General features: G+C 66.0%; 14 protein-coding genes and 1 pseudogene. 9 read left to right on the top strand and 6 right to left on the bottom strand.

Translation table 11 applies throughout. From position 1 onward, the window contains the following. The first annotated feature begins 21 nt into the window (after nt 1–21). The 4 genes from XarjCFBP7645_RS07965 to XarjCFBP7645_RS07950 all read left to right on the top strand — a co-directional run bounded on the left by XarjCFBP7645_RS07965 (nt 22) and on the right by XarjCFBP7645_RS07950 (nt 4,756). A complete protein-coding gene (locus tag XarjCFBP7645_RS07965; RefSeq protein ID WP_104537045.1) occupies nt 22–1,401 on the top strand; it encodes a glutamine synthetase family protein in 1,380 nt (459 codons plus the stop codon). After that, nucleotides 1,401–2,717, top strand: coding sequence for an NAD(P)/FAD-dependent oxidoreductase (locus XarjCFBP7645_RS07960; protein WP_104537043.1), 1,317 nt, complete (start codon nt 1,401–1,403; stop codon nt 2,715–2,717). Before XarjCFBP7645_RS07965 ends, XarjCFBP7645_RS07960 begins: the two co-directional genes overlap by 1 nt. 96 nt (nt 2,718–2,813) lie before the next feature. After that, entirely contained in the window at nt 2,814–4,112 is a 1,299-nt protein-coding gene (locus tag XarjCFBP7645_RS07955) for a diguanylate cyclase (protein ID WP_181126252.1), read from the top strand. A gap of 182 nt (nt 4,113–4,294) precedes the next feature. Beyond that, nucleotides 4,295–4,756 carry a bacteriohemerythrin gene (locus tag XarjCFBP7645_RS07950; RefSeq protein ID WP_104537039.1) on the top strand — a complete coding sequence of 154 codons (462 nt, stop codon included), beginning with the start codon at nt 4,295–4,297 and terminating at the stop codon, nt 4,754–4,756. Between the two features lie 234 nt (nt 4,757–4,990). On the opposite strand, the gene XarjCFBP7645_RS07945 is transcribed toward XarjCFBP7645_RS07950, so the two are convergent. The 6 genes from XarjCFBP7645_RS07945 to XarjCFBP7645_RS21355 all read right to left on the bottom strand — a co-directional run bounded on the left by XarjCFBP7645_RS07945 (nt 4,991) and on the right by XarjCFBP7645_RS21355 (nt 13,093). Further along, the gene (locus XarjCFBP7645_RS07945) at nt 4,991–6,283 is read right to left on the bottom strand and encodes an MFS transporter (protein WP_104537037.1); all 1,293 of its coding nucleotides are present in this window, start codon (nt 6,281–6,283) and stop codon (nt 4,991–4,993) included. Between the two features lie 975 nt (nt 6,284–7,258). After that, nucleotides 7,259–7,537, bottom strand: a complete 279-nt coding sequence (locus XarjCFBP7645_RS07935) for a hypothetical protein (protein WP_181126251.1) — start codon at nt 7,535–7,537, stop codon at nt 7,259–7,261. Then, nucleotides 7,527–9,875 carry an FdhF/YdeP family oxidoreductase gene (locus tag XarjCFBP7645_RS07930; RefSeq protein ID WP_104537033.1) on the bottom strand — a complete coding sequence of 783 codons (2,349 nt, stop codon included), beginning with the start codon at nt 9,873–9,875 and terminating at the stop codon, nt 7,527–7,529. The genes XarjCFBP7645_RS07935 and XarjCFBP7645_RS07930 overlap by 11 nt, the downstream gene beginning before the upstream one ends. Further along, nucleotides 9,872–10,717 carry a formate dehydrogenase accessory sulfurtransferase FdhD gene (fdhD, locus tag XarjCFBP7645_RS07925; RefSeq protein ID WP_104537031.1) on the bottom strand — a complete coding sequence of 282 codons (846 nt, stop codon included), beginning with the start codon at nt 10,715–10,717 and terminating at the stop codon, nt 9,872–9,874. The genes XarjCFBP7645_RS07930 and fdhD overlap by 4 nt, the downstream gene beginning before the upstream one ends. A gap of 19 nt (nt 10,718–10,736) precedes the next feature. After that, nucleotides 10,737–12,416 carry an OFA family MFS transporter gene (locus XarjCFBP7645_RS07920; protein ID WP_104537030.1) on the bottom strand — a complete coding sequence of 560 codons (1,680 nt, stop codon included), beginning with the start codon at nt 12,414–12,416 and terminating at the stop codon, nt 10,737–10,739. Between the two features lie 425 nt (nt 12,417–12,841). Further along, entirely contained in the window at nt 12,842–13,093 is a 252-nt protein-coding gene (locus XarjCFBP7645_RS21355; RefSeq protein WP_146096302.1) for a hypothetical protein, read from the bottom strand. A gap of 61 nt (nt 13,094–13,154) precedes the next feature. Between XarjCFBP7645_RS21355 and XarjCFBP7645_RS07915 the strand changes: the two genes are divergently transcribed. The 5 genes and pseudogenes from XarjCFBP7645_RS07915 (at nt 13,155) to XarjCFBP7645_RS07895 (ending at nt 21,851) form a co-directional block, all read left to right on the top strand. Further along, nucleotides 13,155–14,012: a plasmid replication/partition related protein gene (locus XarjCFBP7645_RS07915; RefSeq protein WP_104537029.1), complete on the top strand. Its 858-nt coding sequence runs from the start codon at nt 13,155–13,157 to the stop codon at nt 14,010–14,012. A 263-nt stretch (nt 14,013–14,275) separates the two neighbouring features. Next, complete coding sequence (locus tag XarjCFBP7645_RS07910) at nt 14,276–15,580, top strand: DUF445 domain-containing protein (protein WP_104537028.1); 1,305 nt, start codon at nt 14,276–14,278, stop codon at nt 15,578–15,580. 152 nt (nt 15,581–15,732) lie between these two features. After that, a complete protein-coding gene (locus XarjCFBP7645_RS07905; protein WP_104537027.1) occupies nt 15,733–19,827 on the top strand; it encodes a CHASE domain-containing hybrid sensor histidine kinase/response regulator in 4,095 nt (1,364 codons plus the stop codon). A gap of 32 nt (nt 19,828–19,859) precedes the next feature. After that, nucleotides 19,860–20,177: pseudogene (locus XarjCFBP7645_RS07900) on the top strand (response regulator); the annotation flags it as partial. Nucleotides 20,178–20,423: 246 nt separating this feature from the next. After that, a complete protein-coding gene (locus XarjCFBP7645_RS07895; protein WP_104537026.1) occupies nt 20,424–21,851 on the top strand; it encodes a DHA2 family efflux MFS transporter permease subunit in 1,428 nt (475 codons plus the stop codon). The last annotated feature ends 100 nt before the right edge of the window (nt 21,852–21,951 follow it).

Raw genomic sequence — 21,951 nt, 5'->3', positions numbered from 1 at the left:
GCGACCTTGCAGGTGGTGCCCATGGCTTCCGAGAACTCCGTCGCGTGCTTGCCCGCCGCCGATGCCGCCACGCTGGCGCGTATCGATGGCTGCGAAGCGGTCGATCTGCTGTTGCCCGACACCAATGGCGTGCTGCGCGGCAAACGTGTGACAGCCGAGGTCCTGGGCAAGGTCTATCGCGATGGCGTGTGCCTGCCGATGTCGCTGATCGCCACCGACATCACCGGCAACACCGTCGAGGAAACCGGGCTGGGCTATGCGATCGGCGATGCCGATCGCGTCTGCCGGCCCATCGCAGGTTCGCTGCGCCCCGTGCCGTGGGCACCGCGGCCGATGGCGCAGCTGCTGCTGGCGATGCATCAGCCGGACGGCGGCGTGTTCGAGGTCGCACCGCGTGCGGTATTGCAGCGCGTGCTGCACGGCTTTGCCGCAGTCGGCCTGACCCCGGTCATTGCAGTGGAACTGGAGTTCTACCTGTTCGATGCGGTACCCGATGCGCAAGGACGCCCGCAGACGCCGCGCGATCCGCAGACCGGTGAGCGCAGCGACAGCACCCAGGTGTATTCGCTGCAGGACCTGGACGACCAGCGTGCGTTTACCGATGCGGTGACTGCCGCCTGCCGCCTGCAAGGCATCCCGGCCGACACCGCCGTGGCCGAATATGCGCCCGGCCAGTTCGAAATCAACCTGCAGCATCGCACCGATGCAGTGGCCGCCTGCGATGAGGCGATCCTGCTCAAGCGCACCATCAAGGCGATCGCGCAACAGCAGGGCAAGCTCGCAAGCTTCATGGCCAAGCCGTTTCCCGGCCAGGCCGGCAGCGGCCTGCACCTGCACGTGAGCCTGCTCGATATCGACGGGCACAATGTATTTGCCGGCAGCGTCGATGCACCCGCCAACCGCCTGCGCCATGCCATCGCCGGCCTGCAGCGGCACGCCGATGCCTCGCTGCTGCTGTTCGCGCCGCACGCCAACAGTTACCGCAGGTTCGTCAGCAACGCCTTCGTGCCGCTGGATGCGAGCTGGGGTTTCAACAACCGCACCGTGGCGCTGCGTATCCCGCATAGCGATGCCCGCAATACCCGCATCGAGCATCGCATCGCCGGCGCCGATGCCAACCCGTACCTGGCCGCCGCTGCCATGCTCGCCGCCCTGCTGGACGGCCTGCAACATCCCTGCGAGCCCAGCGCGCCAGTCACCGGCAATGCCTACGCGCAATCGGTCTTCCGGCCGCGTACCTGGCAGGCCGCGGTGGATGCATTCGGCGCCAGCGACTTTGTCGGCGCGCAGTTCGGCAGCCAGTTCCAGCACGTGTTCGGACGGCAGAAACAACGCGAGCTGCTCGACTACCAGGCGCTGGTGCCGGATCTGGACTACGCCTGGTACCTGCGGATCGTGTGATGGACGGCCCGGCCACATGGCTAAGGCCTGCCGATCCGCGGGGCAATGGCTATCCCGACAGCTGGTACGCCCGCAGCACGCCGGCCTTGCCGGAGCAACCACACCTGCAGGGCGCCCAACGTGCCGATGTCTGCATCCTCGGCGCCGGCTACACCGGCCTCACCGCCGCGCTTGCCCTGGCCGAGGCCGGCTACAAGGTCATCGTGCTGGAAGCCAGGCGCGTCGGCTGGGGCGCCTCCGGACGCAATGGCGGCCAGGCCATCGTCGGCTACGGCTGCGAGCAGGAAACCCTGGAAGCGCTGGTCGGCGATGCCGACGCGCGGCTGCTGTTCGACTTCTCGCGCGACGGCATGCGCTTGCTGCGCGCGCGCATCGCACGCCACGCCATCGCCTGCGACTGGCGCGACGGTCACGCCCATGTGCCACTGAAACCGCGCCAGGTGCAGGCCCTGCAGCACGGCATCGTGCGCATGGCCGAGCGCTACGACTATCCGTTGGAATGGTGGGACCGCGCGCAGACGCGGCAGGTGCTGGACAGCCCGCTCTACCTGGGTGCGATGTTCGACCCGGCCAGCGGCCATCTGCATCCGCTGGCCTATGCACTGGGCCTGGCACGCGCAGCGCTGGCGGCAGGCGTACGCATCCACGAGGGCTCGGCGGTTACCCGGCTGGAACACGGCGAGCGCGTGACGATGCAGACCGACCAGGGCAGCGTCAGCGCCGAGTTCGGCGTGATCGCCGGAAACGCCCTGCTGCACGACATTGCCACAGCGCTGGAACGCCGCATCATGCCGGTCGGCACCTATGTCGGCGCGACGCCGCCGTTGGGCCAGGCCCGCGCGCGCGCGCTGATCGCCAACGACATGGCGGTCGCCGACACCAACCGGGCACTGGACTATTACCGGCTCAGCGCCGACCACCGGCTGCTGTTCGGCGGACGCGCCAGTTATTCCGCGCGTCCGCCGCCCGGCCTGGATCGGCTGATGACCCGACGCATGCACACGGTCTTCCCTCAGCTGCACGACGTGCCGCTGGAAACGCTGTGGGGCGGCGACGTGGACATCTCGCGCAATCGCGCCCCGCATTGGGGCCGGCTGGCGTCCAACGTCTATTTCGCCCAGGGATTCTCCGGGCATGGCGTCGCCGCCACCGGCCTGGCCGGCCAGGTCATCGCCGAGGCCATCGCCGGCCAGAGCCGACGGCTGGATGTGTTCGCGCGCATTCGGCATCGGCCTTTCCCCGGTGGGCGCCTGCTGCGCACGCCGCTGCTGGTGGCCGCGATGAGCTGGTACCGGTTACGCGATGCGTTGTGGTGAACCAACTGCTGTCTTGGACACGTTGAGACGCGGCGCTCAAGTTTTGGCGAGCAGGGCCGTTAGCGGGTAGGACGGTTCGATCCGCACGGCCAGCCGATGCCCCCAGGTACCCTACATCGCAATAGTGAAAGCGCAGTCCTGCCGCAACGCGTGTTGCTGGTGGAGAATTCGCGCACCTTCACCAGCATGCTGCGCGAAGCCATCGAGCAACGCGTGGAGCTGCCGGTCACGGTCGTGTCGACCCTGGCAGAAGCCGCCCGTGTGCTCGACGAAGAAGACGGCTGGTTTCTGGTTCTGACCGGCCTGGTGTTGGTGGATGGCGACCGCGACAAGGTCGTGGAATTTTTCCTCTCGCGCAAACTGCCCACCGTGGTGGTCAGCGGCGTCTACGACGAGGATCTGCGCCAGCGCGTGCTGCAGAAGCAGATCATCGACTACGTCCTCAAGAACGCGCCCGGCAGCATCGAATATCTGGCGTGGCTGGTGCAGCGCCTGGAGCGCAACCGCCGCATCGCGGCGCTGGTGGTGGACGATTCCTTGTCCGCCCGCACCTATGCGGCCGCGTTGCTGTCGATGTACGGCTACCGCGTGGTGCTGGCAGCGGACGGTGCAGCCGGCCTGCAGGCGATCGAGCGCGATCCCGATATCCGCCTGACCATCGTCGACCAGGAAATGCCCGGCATGGAAGGGGTGGAATTCACCCGCAGGCTGCGTGCGGTCCGTTCGCGCGACAAGGTCGCCGTGATCGGCATCTCCGGCAAAAGCGACTCGTCGCTGATCCCGCGCTTCCTGAAAAATGGCGCCAACGATTTCCTGCGCAAGCCGTTTTCGCGCGAAGAGTTCTTCTGCCGCGTGTCGCAGAATGTGGACCAGCTGGAATTGATTGGCACGCTGCAGGACCTGGCCACTCGCGATTTCCTGACCGGCTTGCCCAACCGGCGCTATTTCCTCGAACAAAGCCAGCGGGTGATCCCGACCTTGATGTCGCAGGACCAGACGGTCACTGCGGCAATGCTGGACATCGACCATTTCAAGCACATCAACGACACCTGGGGCCACGAAGCTGGCGACCAGGCGCTGCGGGCAGTGGCCGCATCAGTCTCCAGTCACGCGCGGCCACAGGATCTGGTGGCACGTTTCGGCGGCGAAGAATTCTGCCTGCTGGTCCCTGGGCTGGATGCCGACAACGCCGCCAGTTACTTCGAAACCCTGCGCGAACGCATCAGCGCGCTGCGCGTGCGGATCGGCGACGAAACCCTCAGCATGACGGTGAGCATCGGCGTGTGCATCGCCACCGAAGACGGCCAGTCGCTGCACCATCTGCTGGGCGAAGCGGACAAGTATCTGTACCTGGCCAAGGCCGGTGGTCGCAACCAGGTACGTCTGGCCAACTGACTGCCGCAGGCTCGCGCGCTGCACGGCTGGCAGCGTGCCCGATCCGGCGCTATCGCCGGCAACACCGCATCGCCCAGCAGCGCGGACGCCGCCCGCGCGCCGCGGCCGGATTTGATCCAGATCAACGCGCTGGCGAGCGCGCGCGCCTATCGTGCCCTCATCGTAGGGAACAAGGGCGAACGATGGCTTTGCTGGTCTGGCAGGACGACCTCAACACCGGGATCGAAGTCATCGATCACCAACACCGGCGCATCGTGGAAATGATCAATCATCTGCATGCAGCGCAAGCCAGCCTGCAACGCCTGGCAGTGGCCGAGGTGATCGACGAATTGATCGACTACACGCTGTCGCACTTTGCCTTCGAAGAAGAACTGATGGAGGAAGCCGGCTACCCCTTCAGCCTGGTGCACAAGCGCGTGCACGAGGTCTTCGGCAAACGCGTCGGCGATTACCGGCTGCGGTTCCAGGCCGGCGAAGACGTCAGCGACGAACTCCGCAGCATGCTCTCGCGCTGGTTGTTCAACCACATCCGCGGCGACGACCAGGCCTATGCGCCGCAGGTGATCGCGCATCTGGACCAGTTCGCGCGCAGCCACCAGCACGGCAACTGGCTGGGACGCACGCTCAGGCGCCTGTTCCGCTAGCGCTCACGCCGGCACAGGCGCGTGCTTGCGCGCGACAGGCAGTGCCGGTAGCGCTCCATCGCGCAGGCACGTTCCCATGGATCGGCAGACCGGCACCGCCAACACGACGGTGCGTCAATGCACGCACGACCTGGACCAGGGCCCGAGCACCTCGTTCCGCGCAGACGCAGGCAGTTTCGTGGAAGCGCACCCGGGCGCGATCTGCCGTAGCGATGACGCGGTCCGCGCGTGCCTTCAAACGCCAGCTCGGCGACGCGATCTGCGGGCCACTACCAACGCCAGCAGGCTCAGCACCGCCGCACCGCCCAGGTAGTGCCCCACCGCCTGCACACCGTAGCGCGCGGCCAGTTGCGTGGCCACGTACGGCGCCGGTGCCGCGCCCAGAATGCTGGCCAGGTTGAACGACAGCGAGGCACCGGTGTAGCGCACTTCGGTGGGATACAACTCGGCCAGCAACGTGCCGCATGGGCCGTAGGTCAGGCCCATGAAGAAGAATCCCAGCCCCAAAAATGCCAGTACCTGCAGCGGGTGATTGGCCTGAAACAGCGGCGCGAATGCCAACCCGAACGCGACGATCGCAACACTGGCCAGCATCATCGCCAGCGGCGCGCCATGTCGGTCGCCGAACCTGGCCGAGAGCGGGATACCGATTGCGAAAAACACGATACCGGCCATCTGCAACAACAAGAACTGCTCCTTGTCGTAGCCCAAGGCCTTGGTGCCGTAGCCCAGCGCGAACACCGTCATCAGGTAGAACAGCACGAAGGTGGCGAACGCGCCCAGCGTGCCGATGATCAGCGCCGGCCAGTGCTGCGAGATCACCGTACCCAAGGGCAGGCGCACACGCGTTTTGTGGTCCAGGGTCTTCTGGAAATCCGGCGTCTCGGTGATGCTCAGGCGCACCCACAGGCCGGTCAGCACCAGCAACGCGCTGGCCAGAAACGGTACCCGCCAGCCCCATTGCATGAACTGCGCATCGTCGAGTACCGCACCCATGCCGAGAAAGGTGCCGGTGGACAGCAGAAAGCCCAGCGGCGCACCCAGCTGCGGAAACATGCCGTACCACACGCGCTTGCCGGGCGGTGCATTTTCGGTGGCAAGCAGCACGGCCCCGCCCCACTCGCCGCCCAGGCCCAGGCCCTGGCCAAAGCGGCACAGCGCCAGCAGCGCAGGGGCGAACACGCCGATCTGGGCGTAGCTGGGCAGCAAGCCGATCGCCACGGTGGACAGGCCCATCGTCAGCAGCGCGGCCACCAGGGTGGCCTTGCGTCCGATCCGGTCGCCGAAATGGCCGAACACCGCCGAGCCCACCGGGCGCGCGACAAAGGCCACCGCAAAGGTCGCCAGCGACTGCAGCATCGCCGCACTGCCATCGCCCGCCGGAAAGAACAGCGTGGGGAACACCAGCACCGCAGCGGTGGCGTAGATATAGAAATCGAAGAACTCGATGGTGGTGCCGATCAGACTGGCGAACAGCACGCGCGCAGGCGAATTGATGGGAGCAGCAAGCGGCGCGGCGGCAGTCATCGTTGATCGGTATCCAGACAAGACAAGACGGCCGATTCTGGCAGATTGCAGCAACGGTTTGCGCAGACCAATCGACCTGCAAAAAGTTACAACCGTGACTGCTTGCCTTTGCAGGTATGACAGCCTCATGTCTTTCGGAATCTCGGTTGCTTTGGAGTCGCCGGACAGTGTTGATAGATTATTTGTAGAGCGAATGATCTGCGGCTTGGTTGCAGAGCCCTCGTCCGCCCACCACCGCAGGACACGCCGCAAGTACGTCCGTGTAGGCTCTTACGCGGCATCCATGCCGCGTAAGAGCCCGCGACGGTGGCGGACAAGGACCAGTCGAGATGGTCGGTGTGCGCAGTTAAGAGCAGTGCGTGATACGCGTTGTTCGGATCACGTTGCGCCCGATCAGCTCCCGATGCAGGCCGAGCAACAGGCAGGCTTTCAACACGCGACCTACAAACGTCTCATCTTCCCACCGCAAGCCGAGAAATAAGCTTTGAGGAGAACAGCCGGCCAACTCTCTGGTGCGGTGTCCTTGCCGGTTGCGGGACCCTTGGCGGCATGGATGCCGCCAAGGAGCCTCCACGGACGGATTCACGGCGTGTCCCGCAAGCGGTGAGGACACCGCACGCCCAACCAACCAGGCTTTTGACTCAAGCGTTTGACTGCCTCCATAACGGCGCCACGATCAAGAGCTCGGCGGGTCTTGGAGTGGCTGATAGATCGCTTGCAGAGCGTCAGGTCTGCGACTCTGCTGCGGGGCCCTCGCCCGCCCACCATCGCAGGACACGCCGCAAGTACGTCCTTGTAGGCTCTTACGCGGCATCCATGCCGCGTAAGAGCCCCGCGACGGTGGGCGGGCAAGGAGCCATCGAGATCGTCGGTGTATGTGGTTGCGAGTAGCGCATGGCGCGTGTCGTTCGGATCACGGTGCGTCCGACCAGCTTCCGGTGGGAGTGAAGCAGCCGGGAAGAACCAGCAAGTTGCTCAGTCGCCTTGGGGCGTTTGCGTCATTGCATGTTGCGCATGTGCTGCCAGCCCGACATCCGTCAGCACCGCGAGTTGGCGCTCGCCGCGGTCTTCCACCCGGATCCAGCCCGGACCAGGCTGACCGTCCAGACTGGCACTGCCCAGCCACGCCAGGGTGCGCAGCAGCACACTCATGCGCACGCCCAGTTGCTTGCACAGGCGCGCCAGCGACACGCCTTCGGGCGTATCGGCCAACGTGTCAAGCAACAACGCGGTGAGCTGCGGATCAGCGGACAAGCACTGCTCCGATGTCGCGCGGCGCCACATCTGCGGTTTCGGCGCGATGCGGCAGCACGATTACCGGAATCGACTTGGACGTCGGCGTACGCGCTTCGTCGGCAAAGCTGGACAGCGGCACCAACGCATTGGTTTCCGGGTAATACGCCGCCAGACAGCCGCGCGGAATGTTGTAGTCCACCAGCAGGAAGCGGCGCGCCTGGCGATGCACGCCGTCCTCGCACAGACTCTCCAGATCCACCCAATCGCCAGGCTTCATGTTCAACGCGGCGATGTCCGCACCATTGATGAAGAGCACCCGGCGCTCGCCGAACACGCCGCGATAGCGGTCGTCCAACCCGTAGATAGTGGTGTTGTATTGATCGTGCGAGCGTGTGGTGGCCAGCGTAAACACCATCTGCCCGGCGTGGCTGCGGCGTGCGCGATGGATCGGGTTGTCGGTCGGCACCGCGTGCGGTTTGAACACCGCGCGCTTTTCGGGCGTCACCCATTGCCGATCGCGCGCGGTGTTGGACAGGCGGAATCCGCCCGGCACGCGCACGCGCTGGTTGAAGTCGGCAAAATCGGGGAACACCTGAGCGATCAGGTCGCGAATGCGGTCGTAATCGCCCACCAGCCAACGCCAGCGGATCGCACTGCGCGTACCCAGCGTCGCCTCGGCCAGGCGCGCCACGATCGCCGGTTCGGACAGCAGCTCCGGCGAGGCCGGCGGGTTGATGCCGGCCGACAGGTGCACCATGCTCATCGAATCTTCCACCGTCACGCCTTGCGAGCCGGCGTGCTGGATGTCGATTTCGGTACGGCCCAGGCACGGCAGGATCAGCGCAGCGCGCCCATGCACCAGATGGCTGCGATTGAGTTTAGTGGTGACGTGCACGGTCAATTGGCAATTGCGCAGCGCGCGATGCGTGGCATCCGTATCCGGCGTGGCGGCGGCAAAGTTGCCGCCCATCGCAAAGAACACCTTGCCGCGCCCGTCCAGCATCGCCTCGATCGCACCGACGGTGTCGAAACCGTCTTCGCGCGGCGGCGCAAACCCGAACAGCGTCTGCAACTTGTCCAGGAAGGCGGCCGGCGGTTTTTCGTAGATCATCATCGTACGGTCGCCCTGCACGTTGCTGTGTCCGCGCACCGGGCACACGCCCGCACCGGGACGGCCCAGATGGCCGCGCAGCAACAGCAGGTTGGTGATCATGTGGATGGTGGCCACCGAATGCTTGTGCTGGGTGATGCCCATGCCCCAACAGGCGATCACGCGCCCGGCGTTGAGATAGAGTTCGCCGGCCTTGCGCAATGCCGCCTCGTCCAGCCCGGACTCTTCGACAATGGTGTCCCAGGATTCGCCATGCACCTCGGCAGCGAAGGCGTCGGAGTTGGCGGTGTGGGCGTCGATGAATTCCAGATCCAGCAGGCGTGGCGTGCCATCGCGCTGGGCCTGTGCATCGCGCTCGAGCACATGCTTGATGATGCCCTTGACCGCGGCCAGATCGCCGCCGATCTTGAGCTGAAAATAATCCGAGGCGATGCGGGTGGAGCCGTTGTGCAGCATCTCCAGCTTGTCCTGCGGATCGGCGAACTTTTCCAGGCCGCGCTCGCGCAGCGGATTGAATACCGCGATCGCCGCGCCGCGCTTGGAGGCCTGACGCAACTCGCCGAGCATGCGTGGGTGATTGGTGCCCGGATTCTGACCGAAGATGAAGATCGCATCGGCCAGTTCGAAATCGTGCAGCGACACCGTGCCCTTGCCTACGCCGATCTGCGAACGCAGCGCAATGCCGGACGGCTCATGGCACATGTTGGAGCAGTCGGGGAAGTTGTTGGTGCCGAACTCGCGCACGAACAGTTGATACAGAAACGCCGCTTCGTTGCTAGTGCGCCCGGACGTGTAGAAGATCGCCTCGTCCGGCGACGCCAGCCCATTGAGGTGCGCGGCGATCTGCGCAAACGCCTCGTCCCAGCTCACCGGCACATAATGATCGGTGGCGGCGTCGTAACGCATCGGCTGGGTCAGACGGCCCTGCCCTTCCAGCCAGTAATCGCTGTACTGCGACAGCAGGCTGACGCTGTGCGAGGCAAACAGCTCCGCCCCGGCGCGGCGCGCAGTGGACTCGGCCGCGACGGCTTTGGCGCCGTTCTCGCAAAACTCGAAGGTGGAGGTGTGATCGCGGTCGGGCCAGGCGCAGCCGGGGCAGTCGAAACCGTCCGGCTGGTTGGCATGCAGCAGGGTCTTGGCGCCCTGCACCGCGATGTCCTGTTCCATCAGGTGCTTGGCGACCGAGCGCAATGCGCCCCAGCCGCCGGCGGGGTTGTCGTATTGCTGGATGGTCTTCTTGCTCATGCGGGCTCTCCCACGACGGCGCCCAGGTCCAGGCGCTGCGGATGGCTGTAAACGACACAATCGTGATCGCGGGCAAACCCAATCAGGGTCAGTCCCGTACTATCGGCCAGGCTGATTGCCAGCGCGGTCGGTGCCGATATCGCTGCGAGCAGCGGAATCCGCGCCTGCGCGGCTTTCATGGCCATTTCGTAACTGGCGCGGCTGGTCACCACTGCAAACCCTCGCGATGCATCGACGCGCGCGCGCGCCAGGGCGCCGATCAGCTTGTCGAGCGCGTTATGCCGGCCCACGTCTTCGCGCACATAGCGCAATACACCTTGTGGGTCGGCCCAGCCGGCGGCATGCACCGCGCCGGTCTGCGCGGCGATCGGCTGCTGTGCATGCAGCGCGTCCAGTGCGCGGGCCAACGCCGCCACATCGATCTGCAGCGACGACTGCAGCAAGGGCGGCACACGCAGCACGGCCTCGATCGACTCGTTGCCGCACACTCCGCAACCGCTGCGGCCATCCAGATTGCGGCGCCGCCGGTCCAGTGCAGCGGCCCGGTCGGGCGGGATCTCGATCTGCAACCAGACGCCTTCCAGAAACGTCTCCACCGCCACCACGCGCAAGTCCTGCGGATGCTCGACGATGCCCTCGCTCAGCGAGAACCCGAGTGCGAAATCCTCCAGGTCCTCCGGCGTGGCCATCATCACCGCGAACGGCACACCGTTGTAGTTGAACGCCACCGGCATTTCGGCCGCCACCAAGTCCTGCACCGTGGCGTTGCGGCCGCCGCGGTGGCGGACCACCGTGCGCACCACGCTGCCCGGGCGTACGGAACGGGAAGACGGAGTAGTCATCTCATCTCAGTGGAATAACTCAGTGGAACAACACGGAGGCTTTCTGCAGCGTGACCCAGATGCCCCAGCACATCGGCACACCGACCGCCAGCCAGGCCAGCGCGACCAGTGCCGGATTGCCGCCATGCCCGATACGCTCCATCTGCTCCGGCGGCAGCACCACGTTGCCGCCGTGGTCCGCCTTCTCGTGCGCCAGCCGCTTCTCGCGCGCCAGTTCGTCGGGCGTCATGAAGTGACGCGCGGCCACCGGACGCACCAACAGGTTGCAGATCAGACCGAGCACCAACATGCCGGCGAGGATGTACATGGTGGTGTTGTAGACCTGTGACGGCGGGCTGCCTTGAGCCAGCTGGTACTCACGCATGTAGCCCACCACCACCGGACCAAGAATGCCGGCGGTGGCCCAGGCGGTCAGCAGGCGGCCGTGGATGGCGCCCACCATCTGGGCGCCGAACAGGTCGGCCAGATACGCCGGAACGGTGGCGAAACCGCCGCCGTACATCGACACGATGATGCAGAAGATGCCGGCGAACAACGCGATTCCGCCCACGCCGCCGGCCGACGGCGCGGCTGCATACAGGCAGATGCCCAGCACGAAGAACAGCGTGTAGGTGTTCTTGCGGCCGAGCCTGTCGGACATGCTGGCCCAGAAGAAGCGGCCGCCGATGTTGAACAGGCTGAGCAGGCCGGTAAAACCTGCCGCGATGGCCGCGATGCTGGTCAGCTGCGCCGCATTCAGGCTGCCGAAGCCGACCTCCACCCCGATCAACCGGCCGCCGAAGACTTCCTGCAGCATCGGCGAGGACATGCCGATCACGCCGATACCGGCCGACACGTTCAGGCACAGCACGCCCCACAGCAGCCAGAACTGCGGGATGCCCCAGACCCTGCTCACGTGCACGTGATGGGCAGTGATCATGGCGTTGTTGCTGGCCACCGGCGCGCTCCAGCCGGCCGGCGCCCAGCCGCTCGGCGGCACGCGGTAGCCGAACGCGCCGGCCATCATGAAGACGAAGTACAGCGCCGCCATCACCAGGAAGGTTTCCAGTACGCCCACCGAGGTCGGCGTGGCGAAGTGGCGCATCAGCGCATCGGCCAGGGGGCTGCCGATCATCGCGCCGCCACCGAAGCCCATGATCGCCATGCCGGTCGCCATGCCGCGACGGTCCGGGAACCACTTGATCAGCGTCGACACCGGCGAGATGTAGCCCAGGCCCAGACCGATGCCGCCGATCACGCCCGAGCCCAGCCACAGCATCCAGATCTGGTGGAAGTGGATGCCGGCCGCCGAAATCACCAGCCCACCGCACCAGCACAGCGCCGAGACCACACCGGCCTTGCGCGGGCCGGCGCGTTCCAGCCAACCGCCCCAGATCGCCGCCGAGCAGCCCAGCAGCACGAAGAACAGCGTGTACATCCACTGCAGCTCGCTGATCTTCCAGTCGCAGGTGGTGGCGACCATGCGCGCGAACAGGCCCATGTCGGCCGGGCAGGCGATCGCTTCGGTGATGCCCAGCGCCTTGGACAGCGGCAACCAGAACACGCTGAAGCCGTAGGCCATGCCGATACACAGGTGGATCGCCAGTGCCGCCGGCGGTACCAACCAACGATTGAAGCCCGGACGCGCAACGATGCGCTCCTTGGACAGCAGGCCGGCGTCTGCGCCGTTGGCGCTCGCCACGGTGGACTCTTGTGTCATTCCCGTTCCCCAAAGAAGTATGAAGAAGTGTGTCCGGCGCGCCTGACAAGACGACTGTGCGCAGCAGGCTCCATGGTCCCGACTACGATTGATGGCTGCGATCGATCGACGTGTTGCGATAAGGGCAGCAGCGGCTACCAGGCGTCCCTGGCACTGCTCTGCGCATCATCGGCGATCGCTGAATCTTTGCAATGCTTTGGCGCGCCCCGCAGCCGGTCGAAAAAACCCGTCAATGCATGCGTCACCAGGCGTTTCGAGAGCTTAGCGGCCGACGCTGCGACTAATTGACTAGTCCATGCCGACCGGCATGTGCAGCTCCGCACATCGTGGTCGCCGTCGCACTTCGCCGGGGCGAGGGCCGACGCGCCGAGGCCGTACAGTCGAATGATCCCCAGCGACGAGGTCCGCCATGCACGACCCCCACCTCACGATGCCGCGTACGCGCTGCAGGCACCTACGCAACTGGACGCGTTCTGGATGCCGTTCACCGCCAACCGCCCGATTTGATCACCGCTGCCAAGAAGCTGACCAGTGGCACGGTGCCGATGGGTGCGGTGCTGGTGGCCGATGCGATCCACGATGCCTTCATGTATGGGCCGCAGAACGATCCTGCGCAGCACCGCCTGACGACGAGCGCACAGGCGCCCGCGCGTAACGCCCGCGCGCAGCGCGGTCAAGCGCGCAAAGCCGCAGCAGGCTCACTACAATGCCGGCCCCGCACTTCCCCGCAGTTGCCGCATGAACATCGTCGTCAAAGAAGAACTCCAGGCCTACATCGACCCGCTGACGCCCGACGAGCACGAGGCACTGGAACGCAGCCTGCTGGCCGAGGGCTGCCGCGATGCGCTGGTGCTGTGGGGCGATGTGCTGGTGGATGGCCACAACCGCTACGGCATCTGCCGGAAGCACGACCTGCCGTTCCAGACCGTGCAGAACCCGCGCTTCCAGTCGATGCAGGACGTGCACCTGTGGATGATCGAGCAGCACCTGGGCCGGCGCAGCGTGTCGGACTTCCAGCGTGGCGTGCTGGCGCTGCGCAAGCGCGAGATCCTGGCTGCGCGCCAGCGCAGCCAGCGCGATGCCGACGCCGCGACCGAAGCGCCGGCGCTTGCCGACGATGACCAGGCGGCCAACGGCATCGACCAGGGCCCCGCGCAGGCCGCCGTGGACAGCGACAGCCCGCCATGGGAAGAGATCTCCACTCCGGTCAGCCGCGCCGAGCTGGCGCGCGAGGCGCGCCTGAGCAACAACCAGGTGGTGATGATCGAGCGCATCCACAAACAGGCCGCCCCGGAAGTGGTGCAAGCCGTCAAGGCCGGCGAGATTTCGATCAGCGCTGCCGCTGCCGTGGCCACCTTGTCCGAGGACGAGCAACGCGCCGCCGCACAGGCCGGCAAGGCCGAGCTCAAACAGGCTGCCAGGCGCGTGCGCGACGCCAAGCGTAAACCCAAGCCCGACCAGGCCGAAGGCGGCGAAGCCGAGCGCCGCGATGTGAAAGCCCTGCAACGCCGCGTCACCGAACTGGAAAACGAAAACGCCGCACTGCAGGCCAAGGTGACCGCGCTGCAATCGCAGCTGGAGCGCCTGCGCGGCTGAGTGCCAGACGGTACATCACCGTAGGAGCGTACCCGGGCGCGACCTGGCTGTCCCGGTAACGCCGTCGCGCTCAGGCGCGCTCCTAACAGAATTGACCGGCCGCTATCGCCAACGGCAACCGCGATCGCTGCAACCGCTCGTAGGAGTGCACCCGGGCGCGACGCGGCTGTCCCGGTAACCCCGTCGCGCTCAGGCGCGCTGCTACCGGGCCATCACGCCCGCCGTGGACATGCCCTGATCCGGTGACTGGGTACACTGCGCAGATGGAACCAAGCGTCAGCACTCCCCGTCCCGTCGATCCCCGTCGTGCCCAGCTGCAGCGCATGAAGCTGTTGGCGGTGGCCCTGTTGCTGGCCATGTTCGCCGGCTTCGTCGTCAGTCACCTGATGGGCGAACAAGGCGTCTGGGCCTGGGTTTCGGCCTTCTGCGAAGCGGCCACCGTCGGCGCACTGGCCGACTGGTTCGCGGTGGTGGCCTTGTTCCGCCGCCCGATGGGCCTGCCGATTCCGCATACCGCCATCCTGCCACGCGGCAAGGACCGCCTCGCCGATGGCCTGGCGGTCTTCGTACGCGACCAGTTCCTCGCACCGGATGCGTTGATGGAAAAACTGCGTGTGTTCGACCCGGCCAGCCGCCTGGGCGAATGGCTGGCCAAACCCGAACAGGCCCGCATGCTCGCGCAGATGGCGCGCAGCTGGATGCTGCAGGCGCTGGAGCTGCTGGACGAGGCCGCAGTGCGCCGCGCGATCCAGCGCTTCGTGGTCGACCGGCTGCGCAAGTGGAATGCCGCCGCCACCGTCGGCGATGTCATGGCGCTGCTCACCACCGATGGCCGGCATCAGAAATTGCTGGACGAGGTGCTGTTGCGCCTGGGCCAGTGGCTGGATCAGGAACAGGTCAAAACGCGCGCCTCGGCATTGATCGTGCGCTATGCGCGGCGGGAGTGGCCCAAGCTGGTCGGCACGGTGAACTGGGTCAAACCGATCGAAGAGATCGGCGACAGCCTGGCCGACCGCATGGCGCGTGCGGCGATCGAGGAGTTGCAGGACATCCTCAAGACGCCCGAGCATCCAATCAGGCTCGACTATGAAGCATGGCTGCAACGCTACATCGCGCGTCTGCGCGACGAGCCGGCAATGGCCGAGCGCGTGGAAGAACTCAAGCAGCGCGCGATCGAACATCCGGCCTTGCAGGACTACGTGCAAGGTCTGTGGGGCGAGATTCGCGATGCGTTGCGCAACGACCTGGCACGTGAGGAATCGTCGATGGCTGCGCACATGGAGCGCTCCATGCAATCGCTCGGCCAGGCCCTGTCGCAGGATCCCTCGCTACGTGAAGCGCTCAACCAGCACATGCTGCAGGCTGCCGACAAACTCACCACGCGCTTGCGCGCATCGGTGACCGACCACATTGCATCGACGATGAAAAGTTGGGACGAACGTCACCTCGTCGAACAATTGGAATTGGGTGTTGGACGCGATCTGCAATACATTCGGTTCAATGGAACGTTGGTGGGTGGACTGATCGGGCTTGCCCTTCACGCATTATCGATCTGGCTGGCGTTCTGATGCATTGGCAATGACGTTGATCGCCCACCGGAAACACGTGCAGACACCGGGGAGACTGCACGCGTTCTGATGATCGTCAGGCGCCACCACGAGGCCGGCTTTGCTGTCGGCCAGCACACTGGGCACGCAACAGGCAAGGCAAAGGAACAGAAATGCCGAATGGCCGCTGGGATCTGCGCAGAAAATACGGGCGCCGTGCGTTGATTGGTGCCCTGCTGATTCTCGCCTCAGGCCTGATTGCCGCCATTTCCGCCGGCCTTTCGCTGCACCGGCATAACGAACTGGAGCGCGAACAGCGTTTCGGCTATGTCGTGCGCACGCTGGCACGCAACATCAGCGAGCGCATGTATTCCTTCGAACACGGGCTGCGCGGCGCGCGTGGTGCGGTGATCGGCGCCGGTAAAGAGATCATCAGTCGCGATCGCTTCATCTTGTACAGCCGCTCGCGCGATTACGCGCGCGAGTTTCCCGGCGTGCTGGGCTACGGCTACATCCATCGCGTCGCGCGTGCCGACGAAGAGGCCTTCCTGCAGGCCGCCCGCGCCGACGGCGCACCGGATATCAAGCGTCGGCCGCTGGAACCCTGGGACGGCGAGCGCTACATCGTGCTGTATTTCGAACCGGAGTCCTCGGGCAACCGTCCGATCGGTCTGGACATCGCCTCCGATCCGCGTCGCCGCTCAGCGGCACTGCAGGCCGCACGCAGCGGCGTGCCGATCATGACCTCGCCGATCTCGCTATCCGGTTATCGCATTCCCAGCGAGAGCGGATTCCTGGTGCTGCTGGCGGTCTATCGCGAGGGCATGCCGCTGCAGACGCCGCAACAGCGCATGGCCGCGACCAGCGGCTGGGTGTACGCGCCCTTCAGCGTCGAACAGATGGTGGAAAGCACCCTGGGCGAGCGTGACGACGTGGCGCTGGATCTGTCCGACCGCAACGAGCCCACCCACAACTTCTTTCGCAGCGGCACGCCGTCCAGCGACAGCGCGCGTCGCCCGCCGGTGATCCAGCAGCTGCAGATCTATGGCCGCACCTGGATCATCACCGCCCACCCCACCGCCAGCTTCCTGGCCTCGCTCAACCAGACCTCGCCATGGCTGACCGGCGGCCTGGTGCTGGGCGTGTCGGTGCTGCTGGCGGCATTGCTGGTGCTGTATTTCAGCAACGGCCTGCGGCGCGAGGAAGTGCTGCGCAAACAGATGGAGCTGGCGGCACTGGTCAGCCACTCCAGCGAGGCCATCGTTGCCGAAACTCCGGACGGACACATCACCCACTGGAATCCCGCTGCCGAAGCGATGTGCGGCTACAGCGCGGACGAGGCGATCGGCCAGAACCTGACGATGCTGCTGTCGCCGCAGCCATATGCGATCCCCGACATCGAGCACGCCGACGAGCACCATTCGGTCGATACCTCGGCCGCGCTGAGCATGCGCCATCGCGATGGGCATCTGGTCCATGTGCTGGCCAGCAAGGCCCCGATCATCGAACGCGATGCCACCCTGAGCGGACACTCGCATTTCTTCCGCGACATCTCCGAGCGGGTGCGTTCGCATCAGCGCATCGTCGACCTGAATGCATCGCTCGAACATCAGGTCGCCGAACGCACCAGCGAATTGATGAAGTTCTCCGCGCTGCACCGGGCGATCCTGGCACACGCCGGCTTTGCCATCATCGCCACCGACTCCGGCGGCTTTGTCACTCTGTTCAATCGCGCCGCGGAAAAACTGCTGGGCTACAACGCCGACGAGGTGATCGGCCGCCGCAAGGCCGGCCAGTTCATCGAGCAGGAAGAACTGCAGCAGCGCGCGCACCTGCTGTCCGAGCAGACCGGCGCGCCGGTGGCGCATACGCTGGAGGCGATCGCCGCGCTGACCAGCCTGGGCCGCAGCGACACCAGCGAATGGACCTACGTCAGCCACGAAGGCCGCCGCCTGCCGGTGCTGCTGACCCTGAGCACCCTGCGCGACGATAACGACCAGGTGATCGGTTACCTGGGCATGGCGGTGGACCTGACCGAGCAGAAACTGCACGAGAAACAACTGCGCCTGGCGATGGATGCGGCCAAGAGCGCCAACCAGTCCAAGTCCGATTTCCTGGCCAACATGAGCCACGAGATCCGCACGCCGATGAACGCGATCCTGGGCATGCTGTACCTGCTCCAGCGCAGCGAACTGCCCGGTGCCGCGCAGGACATGGTGACCAAGATTGACCGCTCCGCGCGCTCGCTGCTGGAGATCATCAACGACATCCTGGACTTCTCCAAGATCGAGGCCGGGCGCATCGATCTGGAACGCGCACCGTTCGACCTCAATCAACTGTTCGACAACATCGCCGACCTGATGCGTTCCTCGCTCAGCACCAAACCGGTGGAGATGATCGTCGAGCCACTGCCGCGCGACTGCCGCTGGTTGCTCGGCGATGCGCTGCGCATCAACCAGGTGCTGGTCAATCTGGTCGGCAACGCGATCAAGTTCACCGAGCAGGGCGAAGTGGTGCTGTCGGTGCGGCGCTTCCCCAGCGGCGATCCGAACAAGCTCAAGCTGCTGTTCTCGGTGCGCGACACCGGCATCGGCATTTCCAAGGAAAAGCAGAGCCTGATCTTCTCGCCGTTCCTGCAGGCCGACACCTCCACTAGCCGGCGCTACGGCGGCAGCGGCCTGGGCCTGACCATCAGCCGGCGCCTGATTGAACTGATGGGCGGCGAGCTGGAAGTGGAAAGCGTGCCCGGCCGCGGCAGCGAGTTCTACTTCGTGGTGACGCTGGAAAAATCCGCCCCGCCGCTAGCGCAGCGCGACCTGCCGGCGCTGCCGCCGGAAGCGATGCCGCGGGTGTTGATCGCCGACGACCACGATGCGGCACTCAACAACCTGGTGCGCATCGCCAGCGAACTCGGCTGGCGCGTGGATGCGGTCGCCAGCGGCCAGGCCGCCCTGCAGGCGATCGAGCAGGCCAGCGAGCCCTACGACATCTTCCTGCTCGACTGGCGCATGCCCGATATCGACGGCGTGGCGATCGCGCGGCAGATCCGCGCACGCGCCGTGCCCGGCCCGCATCCGGTGATCGTCATGGTCACCGCCTACGAGCGCCGGCTGCTGGAGCAGCATCCCGAGCAACAGGACCTGGATGCGGTGATGACCAAGCCGGTGACCAGCGCGGCGCTGCACCGGCTGGTGGAGCAACTGGTCCACGAACGCCCCGGCGCGCGGCCGGTGGCGCCCACCTTCGTGGCGCGTCGGCTGGAAGGCGCGCATCTGCTGCTGGTGGACGACAGCGAAATCAACTGCGAAGTGGCGCAGCGCATTCTCGAAGGCGAAGGCGCCATGGTCACGGTCGCCCACGACGGCGAACAGGCCATCAACACGCTGCGGCGTGCGCCGGAGCTGTTCCAGCTGGTGTTGATGGACGTGCAGATGCCGGTGGTCGATGGCTATGAAGCCACGCGGCGGCTGCGGCAGATCCCCGCGCTGGCCAGCCTGCCGGTGATCGCGCTGACTGCCGGCGCCTTTCGCCCGCAACAGGAGAAAGCGCTGGAAGCGGGCATGAACGGTTTCATCGCCAAGCCGTTCAATGTGGAGGAACTGGTCACCGCCATCCGCCACTTCCTGCAGCCGGGTGTACGGCGCATCCCGTCGCTGCCGCACGAGGCCGCTGTGCAGGGCGGCCCCGAGTGGGACCACGCCGACCCGGAGGTGCTGGATGCGGCGCGCGCACGCAGCCTGTGGCGCGAGCGCAAACCGTACGAGCGCTATCTGCTCAAATTGCTGCGCGACAACCCCGACCCGGCCGAGGCCGCAGCCGAACATCTGCGCCGCAACGAGCTGCCGGCGATCGGTGCACTGGCGCACAAGCTGCGCGGCGCGGCCGGGTCGCTGGCGTTGCCGGCCCTGGCCGGTGCCGCCAGCGACCTGGAAACCCGCATCGAGCAGGGCCACGACATCACCTCGGCACTGCTCGCACTCAAGGACACCATGCAGCGTACCGCCGCGGCGATCCATGCCTTCCTGCAACACGGCGACAGCGACGCGGAAGCAGGCGATGACGATGCCGCGCTGGACGCGGACAGCGTGCAGATCCTGGAAGCGGCCCTGGGCAGCGACGATGCCGACAGGATCGACCACGCGCTGCTGATCTGCGCGCCGCATCTGCCGCGCAACCTGCAGGAAGCACTGCAGCGTGCGGTGGAAGATTTCGACTTCCGTCGCGCCGAGGCCACCTTGCGCGACTGGCAAGCCACTCACCTGCGCTGACCGCTCACCACGCCGGCTGGCAAGGAGCCTCCATGCCGCATCGTCCCCTGCTGTGTGTCGACGATGAATCCAGCAACCTGGCCACCCTGCGCCAGCTGTTGCGCGACGATTTTCCGCTGGTGTTCGCCAAGTCCGGCGGCGAAGCGCTGGAGGCGGTGCTCCGCCACGCGCCATCGTTGATCCTGCTGGATGTCGAGCTGCCCGACATGGACGGCTATGCAGTGGCGCGCACGCTCAAGCAGCAGCCCGCCAGCATAGCCATCCCGATTCTGTTCGTGACCTCGCGCAGCAGCGAACACGACGAACGCACAGGCCTGGAAGCAGGCGCGGCCGATTACGTCAGCAAGCCCTAATCGCCCGCGCTGCTCAAGGCCAGAGCGAGCATTCCGCCCCACTTGCAGGCCGCACGGCCCCGCTCACGCGGGCCGGCAGTGTTATCGGCTCCGTGATGCGTACGCAGTGTTGCCTGGCGCGTGCTTGAACCCCGCGTCGCAGCGGCGGACAATGCACATGTTGCGCCGCACAACACCGTGCGACGCGGGCCGGTCCGATCGCCATCTGCGCGCCACCGATGCGGCCCCGCAACCGAGAGCCCGATGTCCTCCAGCGTGTCCGAGGCCGGCGTCACGCCGCCGCGTTATCCCGATTACCGCATCATCTCGCTGATCCTGGCCTGCGCCATCTTCATGGAGCAGATGGACGCCACCGTGCTGGCGACCGCGCTGCCGACCCTGGCGCGCGATTTCGGCGTTGCCGCGCCGGCGATGAGCATCGCCATGACCAGCTACCTGCTGGCGCTGGCAGTGCTGATCCCGGCCAGCGGCGCGATCGCCGACCGCTTCGGCCTGCGCCGCGTGTTCGGCGCATCGATCTGGGTGTTCGTCGGCGGCTCGATCCTGTGTTCGCTGGCCGACAGCCTGCCCACCATGGTCGCCGCGCGCGTACTGCAAGGCGCCGGCGGCGCGATGATGGCCCCGCTCGGCCGGCTGATCCTGCTGCGCACGGTGGAGCGCCGTCACCTGGTGTCGGCCATGGCCTGGACGCTGGTGCCGGCCTTCATCGGCCCGATGCTCGGCCCGCCGCTGGGCGGATTTTTCGTCTCGTATCTGGACTGGCGCTGGATCTTCTACATCAACGTGCCGATCGGCATTGCCGGCTTTTTGCTGGTGCGCCGTTTCATCCCGGAAATTTCCACCGACACCACACCGGCACGTTTCGACCTGCGCGGTTTCGTGCTGTGCGGCACCGCATTGGGCTGCCTGTTGTTCGGCCTGGAAATGGTCAGCCAGCAGGACGGCATCGGCACGGCGAGCTGGCTGCTGGCCATCGGCGGCAGCGCTGCACTGGGGTATCTGTGGCATGCACGCCACCACCCCGCTCCGCTGCTGGATCTGAGTCTGCTGCGGATCGATTCGTTCCGCTTGTCGGTGATCGGCGGGGCGCTGATGCGTATCACCCAGGGCGCGCATCCGTTCCTGCTGCCGCTGCTGTTCCAGATCGGCTTCGGCATGAGCGCTGCGCACAGCGGGCGCCTGATCCTGGCCACCGCGCTCGGCGCACTGCTGATGCGTAGCATCACTCCACAGTTGCTGCGCCGCTTCGGCTATCGCAACAGCCTGATCGGCAACGGCGTACTCGCCAGCCTGGGCTACATGGTGTGTGCATTGTTCCGGCCCGACTGGCCGCCGGCGCTGATGTTCGGCCTGCTGCTGTGCTGCGGCGCCTTCATGTCGTTCCAGTTCGCCGCCTACAACACCATCGCCTACGAAAACGTCCCCGCATCGCGCATGAGCCGCGCCAGCAGCCTGTACACCACCCTGCAGCAACTGATGCTCTCGGTCGGCGTGTGCGCCGGCGCGATGATCCTCAAGCTGGCCATGCTGGCCGGCAGTCATCTGCAACCGCAGCAACGCGATTTCTCGCTGGCGTTCTGCGTGGTCAGCCTGATCTCGCTCAGCGCCACCTGGTGGCATGTGCGTTTCGACAAGGATGCCGGGCAGGAGATGAGCGGGCACCGCGCCTAGGCATTGGGCCCGCCCGCCTGCGCCCGACATGACTTGTCCGCCATGCCACTCGCATCCAGACATACTCACAAGAAAAGCAACGCGTGTGCTGTCGCTGATC

Source organism: Xanthomonas arboricola (genome assembly GCF_002940665.1).
Classification (GTDB): Bacteria; Pseudomonadota; Gammaproteobacteria; order Xanthomonadales; family Xanthomonadaceae; genus Xanthomonas; species Xanthomonas arboricola_B.
This window is presented reverse-complemented; position numbering and strand designations above follow the sequence as displayed.

Bases quoted from the DNA above. Each gene is read 5' to 3' on its own strand.
- XarjCFBP7645_RS07920 (WP_104537030.1), bottom strand. From the start codon at position 12,416: ATGACACAAGAGTCCACCGTGGCGAGCGCCAACGGCGCAGACGCCGGC.
- XarjCFBP7645_RS07930 (WP_104537033.1), bottom strand. From the start codon at position 9,875: ATGAGCAAGAAGACCATCCAGCAATACGACAACCCCGCCGGCGGCTGG.
- fdhD (WP_104537031.1), bottom strand. From the start codon at position 10,717: ATGACTACTCCGTCTTCCCGTTCCGTACGCCCGGGCAGCGTGGTGCGC.
- XarjCFBP7645_RS07960 (WP_104537043.1), top strand. From the start codon at position 1,401: ATGGACGGCCCGGCCACATGGCTAAGGCCTGCCGATCCGCGGGGCAAT.
- XarjCFBP7645_RS07950 (WP_104537039.1), top strand. From the start codon at position 4,295: ATGGCTTTGCTGGTCTGGCAGGACGACCTCAACACCGGGATCGAAGTC.
- XarjCFBP7645_RS07905 (WP_104537027.1), top strand. From the start codon at position 15,733: ATGCCGAATGGCCGCTGGGATCTGCGCAGAAAATACGGGCGCCGTGCG.
- XarjCFBP7645_RS07955 (WP_181126252.1), top strand. From the start codon at position 2,814: ATGCCCCCAGGTACCCTACATCGCAATAGTGAAAGCGCAGTCCTGCCG.
- XarjCFBP7645_RS07895 (WP_104537026.1), top strand. From the start codon at position 20,424: ATGTCCTCCAGCGTGTCCGAGGCCGGCGTCACGCCGCCGCGTTATCCC.
- XarjCFBP7645_RS07945 (WP_104537037.1), bottom strand. From the start codon at position 6,283: ATGACTGCCGCCGCGCCGCTTGCTGCTCCCATCAATTCGCCTGCGCGC.
- XarjCFBP7645_RS07915 (WP_104537029.1), top strand. From the start codon at position 13,155: ATGAACATCGTCGTCAAAGAAGAACTCCAGGCCTACATCGACCCGCTG.
- XarjCFBP7645_RS07910 (WP_104537028.1), top strand. From the start codon at position 14,276: ATGGAACCAAGCGTCAGCACTCCCCGTCCCGTCGATCCCCGTCGTGCC.
- XarjCFBP7645_RS07965 (WP_104537045.1), top strand. From the start codon at position 22: ATGGCTTCCGAGAACTCCGTCGCGTGCTTGCCCGCCGCCGATGCCGCC.